General features: G+C 66.0%; 5 protein-coding genes. All 5 read right to left on the reverse strand.

Annotated elements, in window-relative coordinates:
- Positions 1–73: 73 nt before the first annotated feature.
- Positions 74–850: an IS3 family transposase gene (locus tag D1643_RS09530; protein WP_370520332.1), complete on the reverse strand. Its 777-nt coding sequence runs from the start codon at positions 848–850 to the stop codon at positions 74–76.
- Between the two features lie 23 nt (positions 851–873).
- On the reverse strand, positions 874–1,356 hold the full coding sequence (locus D1643_RS09535; RefSeq protein WP_201751071.1) for a helix-turn-helix domain-containing protein: 483 nt from the start codon (positions 1,354–1,356) through the stop codon (positions 874–876).
- A 102-nt stretch (positions 1,357–1,458) separates the two neighbouring features.
- Positions 1,459–2,226 carry a 4-hydroxy-tetrahydrodipicolinate reductase gene (gene dapB, locus D1643_RS09540; RefSeq protein ID WP_160710400.1) on the reverse strand — a complete coding sequence of 256 codons (768 nt, stop codon included), beginning with the start codon at positions 2,224–2,226 and terminating at the stop codon, positions 1,459–1,461.
- Positions 2,227–2,350: 124 nt separating this feature from the next.
- A complete protein-coding gene (locus D1643_RS09545) occupies positions 2,351–4,576 on the reverse strand; it encodes a polyribonucleotide nucleotidyltransferase (protein WP_160710401.1) in 2,226 nt (741 codons plus the stop codon).
- Between the two features lie 167 nt (positions 4,577–4,743).
- The gene (gene rpsO, locus D1643_RS09550) at positions 4,744–5,031 is read right to left on the reverse strand and encodes a 30S ribosomal protein S15 (protein WP_160710402.1); all 288 of its coding nucleotides are present in this window, start codon (positions 5,029–5,031) and stop codon (positions 4,744–4,746) included.
- Between the last annotated feature and the right edge of the window lie 320 nt (positions 5,032–5,351).

Consider the following 5,351-nt stretch of genomic DNA (forward strand, 5'->3'; position numbering starts at 1 on the left):
ACTCCGGAGGAATTCCGAAATCAGTCCTTAGCAGCTTAGTCCTTACTAATTCGTCCAAGTTTTGGGACGCAGTTCACTGCACCGGGGCCATCCCATTTAGGCGCAACTGGTAACGTTTCGTGTTCCAATAGATGATGTATTCATTGAGCTGGGTTTTGAAGGAGTCGAAGGAGTCGAACTCCCGACCACGGTAGAACTCGTCTTTCAAATGACCGAAGAACCCTTCCATGCAGGCGTTGTCCAGGCAGGTCGCCTTTCTCGACATGCTCTGCGTGACACCCATCTCCCCAAGGCGCCTCCGATAGGCGGGCTGCTGGTACTGCCAGCCTTGGTCGGAGTGGAGAAGCGCAGGTCCTTCGAGGCGCGGCTCTAGGCCGTCGAGCATTTCCATGGTCTGCGCGAGGTTGGGGCTCCTTGCCACCGACCACGCTACGATCTCGTTATTGTAGAGGTCCATTACCGGCGACAGGTACGCTTTGCCGTCTGCCACCTTGAACTCGGTGACGTCGGTGACGAGCTTGGCCATCGGGACCTCGGCGCCGAAGTCGCGATCGAGGATGTTCTTGGCGGTCTTGCCCCGCTCGCCCCGATAGGAGTCGTACCTCTTGCGACGGATGCGGCAGCGGAGCCCCTCCTCGCGCATGAGCTTGAGGGCGGTCTTGCCGCTGACGCAGAGGCCGTGCTCGGCCTTGAGCGCCATGGCGACCTGCCGGTAGCCCATGCCGTTCGGGGTGCGGGAGAAGACCTCGCGCACGAGAGGGCGAACGCCGGACCATCGGTCGGGCGCGGGGTTTCTGCCGCCCGCATAGCGGTAGTAGGTGCTTTTGGGGAGCCCAAGCTTGTCGAGCACGAGCTTGAGCGGGTAGTCGCGCCTCAGCGAGTCCGCCGCTTCCGCTCGATCTCGTCCGCCAAGGCGTTGATTCGTTTTTGGATTTCGAGCTCCAGTTCCAGCTCGCGCACCCGCGCCTCCAGCTCCTCTTCGCGGGAGGGGAAGCATATCTCCGCCTTCCTGGGCCTGCCCTTCGGCCTGGGCAGAAGCGCGTCCGCACCGCCCTCTCGATAGAGCCTGCACCAAGTGTCTATCTGGGTTTTCGATCTGAGGCCGTAGGCCTTCATGGCATCGGGCTTGGACATCCTCCCCTCGATGACGGCTCTGGCTGCCTCGACCTTGAGTTCGTGCGTGTAGGTATTGCGCCCGGTCACAAGCAGGGCCTCCTTTCCGAGTGCCCTGTAAGTGTAAAGCCATTTCTTTACGATGGTGACGGATATTCCCAGCACTCGTCCGACCGCATTTTCCGCGTAGCCGGCCTCGAAGCATCTCACCGCCTCGGCTCTGACGTCCGTTCCGTGCCTCAAGCTATCACCCCTCAAAACAAGTGGGACTGAAAACTTTTGTTTCCAGTCCCACTATCGGGGTTCAGTTCACCGCCGCTCGCCCCTCCCCTGCCGCCTTGCAGCCTAGGCCATGAACTGCTCGAGGCCGACGACGAGCCCCTCGCGCGCTCCCACGCTGCGGATGCCCAGCAGCACGCCGGGCATGTAGGAGGAACGGTCCCACGAGTCATGGCGCAGGGTGAGCGTCTGGCCGAGCGACCCGAAGATCACCTCCTGCGAGGCCACATACCCCATGGAGCGCACCGCGTGTACCGGCACCCCGTCCACGAGCGCCCCGCGGGCGCCCTCGGCTCCGGCGATCTCGGTCTCGCGCCCCGGCGCCTCGCTCACGCGCGGCGCACGCGCCTCGGCGATCATCTGGGCCGTACGCACCGCCGTGCCCGAGGGCGCGTCCTTCTTGTTGCAGTGGTGGAACTCGATGACCTCGGCCTCGGGGAAGTAGGGCGCGGCAGCCTTGGCGAACTCCATCATCAGCACGGCGCCGGTCGTGAAGTTGGGCGCGTAGAATAAACACGTGCCCGGCGCCGCCTGGGCGGCCAGGCCCTCGAGTACCTCGTTGGAGAGCCCGGTGGTGCCCACCACGCAGTCCACGCCCGCCGGCAGCGCGGCGGCCAGGTTGGCGGCCACCACGTCGGGCTGGGTGAAGTCCACCAGCACGTCGAACCCGCCCGCGGCCACAGCCTCGGCCACGGTCGCATGCACCGGGAACCCTGCGTCGGCGCCATGTGGGTCGATGCCGCAGGCCACCTCCATGTCATCGGCGGCGGTGACGGCATCCACCACCGCGCTCCCCATCCGTCCCGCGCATCCCGCCACGGCTACCTTGATCATTACGTCCTCCTTCAATCGTGAGTGTATCGCCCCATTGTACCCAACAACCTCGCTCCCGGCGCTCAACCAGGGGAAACGAAAAGAGCCGCCCAGGTGGGCGGCTCTTCAGGGTCGTGCCTTCCGCTTACGCCTCGTGGCGACGACGGGGCGTGCGGGCCTCGCGGCCGGAGCGGCCGGGGCGGTTGTCGCCGCCGCGGCGGTCGCGGTCACGGTCACCGCGGTGCTCGCGACGCTCGCCGCGCGGCTCAGCCGAGCCGGCCGGGGCATCCGGCTTGTCCAGGCGGTCAAGGGAGATCTTGCCGTTCTTCGGATCCACCTCGAGCACCTCGACCTTGACGATGTCGCCCAGGTTGAGCACGTCCTCCACCTTGGCCACGCGGCCGTTGGCCACGCGCGAGATGTGGAGCAGGCCGTCCTTGCCGGGGGTCAGCTTGATGAAGGCGCCGAAGTCCTTGATGCCGACGACCTCGCCCTCGTAGACCTCGCCCACCTCAGGCTCCTTCACGATGCCGAGGATGATGTCCTTGGCCGCCTGCATGGCGGTGCCGGAGGTGGCGCCCACGTGGATGGTGCCGTCCTCCTGGATGTCGATGGACGCGCCGGTCTCCTCCTGGATGCCGCGCACCACCTTGCCGCCGCTTCCGATGACGTCGCGGATCTTGTCCACGGGGATCTTGATGGTCTCGATGCGCGGGGCGGTCTCGCGCATCTCCTCGCGCGGAGCGGGGATCTGCTCGAGCATGGCGTCCAGGATGAACGCGCGACCCTCGTGGGCCTGCTGGAGCGCGCGGGCGAGGATCTCGACGGACAGGCCGCGGGCCTTGTTGTCCATCTGAAGCGCCGTGATGCCCTTGGAGGTGCCGCACACCTTGAAGTCCATGTCGCCGAGGAAGTCCTCGATGCCCTGGATGTCGGTGAGGATGACGACGTCGTCGCCCTCCTTGATGAGGCCCATGGCCACGCCGGAGACAGGCGCGGAGATAGGCACGCCGGCGTCCATGAGGGCCAGCGTCGAGCCGCAGGTGGACGCCATGGAGGACGAGCCGTTGGACTCGAGCACCTCGGAGACCACGCGAATGGCGTAGGGGAAGGCGTCCTCGTCGGGGATGACGGGGAGCAGCGCGCGCTCGGCCAGGGCGCCATGGCCCACCTCGCGACGCTTCGGCGCGCCCATGCGGCCGGTCTCGCCGGTGCAGTAGGGCGGGAAGTTGTACTGGTGCATGTAGCGCTTGCCGTCAACCGGCTCGATGGTATCAAGGCGCTGCCACTCGTTGAGCATGCCGAGCGTGCAGACGGACATGACCTGGGTCTGGCCGCGCTGGAACAGGCCGGAGCCATGGACGCGGGGCAGGTAGCCCGGCTCGATGAACAACGGGCGGATCTCCTCGGGACGGCGGCCATCAGCGCGCTCGCCGGTCTCGATGATCATGGCGCGCATGGCACGCTTCTCGAGCGCCTTGCAGGCAGCCGCGATGTCGCTCGCCCACGCGGCGCGCTCCTCTTCGGAGAACGACTCCTCCTTGATCTGCGCCTTCAGCTCATCGACCTTGCCCATGCGGGCCTGCTTGTCGGCGTCCTTGAGGGCGGCGGCCATGGCATCGTAGTAGGCGCCGACGCGCTCGGCGATGCAGGGATCGGCCACGTGCACGGTGTAGGGCAGCGGCGTGGGGTTGACCTTGGCGAGGAAGGCGGCCTGCTTCTCGCAGAAGGCGGCGATGGCCTCCTGGCCGAAGGTCATGGCGGCCAGCATGTCCTCCTCAGAGATCTCATGGGCGCCGGCCTCCACCATGGAGATGTAGTCGGCCGTGCCGGCAATGGTCAGCTCCAGGTCGGAGTTCTCCTGCTCGGCGTAGGTGGGGTTGACGATGAACTCGCCGGTCTCCTTGTCGCGGCCGATGCGCACGCACGCAGCCGGGCCGTCGAAGGGCGCGCCGCCCGCGAGCAGCGCCGCGGAGGCACCGGCCACGCAGATGGTGTCAGGCGGGTTGACCTGGTCGGCCACGAAGGTGGTGGCCACCACGTGGACCTCGTTCTTGAAGCCGTCGGGGAACCCGGGGCGGATGGGGCGGTCGATCATGCGGGCCGTGAGGGTGCCCTTCTCGGAGGGACGGGCCTCACGCTTCAGGTAGCCGCCGGGGATGCGGCCCACGGCGTACATCTTCTCGATGAAGTCCACGGTCAAAGGGAAGAAGTCGTAGTCGCGCTGCTGCTTGGACACCACGGCGGTGACGAGCACGGTGGTCTCGCCCTGGGTCACGAGGACCGCGCCGGTGGCCTGCTTGGCCAGCTCGCCCGTCTCCAGGCGGTACTCCTTGCCATAGAGCTCGAAGGATTCGACGATCTTTTCCATGTATCTGTTCTCTCTTCTTTTCCTCGCGGGCCTCATTGCCCGGGAGCTTCTTCGGGGACGGGTACTTACCGGTTCGCCGCCTCCCGCGAGCAGCGGACGCCCAGCGCCGCCGACCGCTATCACTAAGCGCGGGGCCCGCCAGTCGGGCGGGCCCCGCGTTCAGTTCGCTAGATGTTGTCGCGAATGCCGAGCTTCTTGATGAGCGCGCGGTACTCGTCGATGTCGCGCTGCTTGATGTACTTGAGCAGGCCGCGTCGCTTACCGATGAGCATCATGAGGCCACGGCGGGTGTGGTTGTCCTTCTTGTGGACCTTGAGGTGCTCGGTGAGGTTGCGGATGCGCTCGGAGAGGATGGCCACCTGCACCTCGGCGCTGCCGGAATCGCCGTCGCCCTTGCCGAACTCCTTGATGAGCTCTGCGGTCTTCTCCTTGGAGATGCTGTTCTTGCTCGCCATGTGATTCCACCTTTCTGATGGGTTGGAGGCGCTCCCGCGCCCAGGACGGCCTGGCAGCCGCCGGTTTCCTTCGCGTTGCGTTCTGGGCGGGCAAGCGGGTGGCGCATGCGGGCCAAGAGCGAACGGGTTGCGAACACACAACTTGTCCAGTATAGGGCCGGGTTCTGGACGGGGCAAGGAAAACTTGCCGGCGCCCGGCCGTCCGCACCGTTTGCGCACAACTGGCTGGCGCTGGTGCCTCACAGTCAATTTGCGAGGTTAGCCGAACGGCCCCTTCCAGAGCGAGGATTCCTCCACGCTCAGCTGAACAGTTCAGCTGA

It is taken from the genome of Enterorhabdus sp. P55 (genome assembly GCF_009911695.1).
Taxonomy (GTDB): domain Bacteria; phylum Actinomycetota; class Coriobacteriia; order Coriobacteriales; family Eggerthellaceae; genus Enterorhabdus.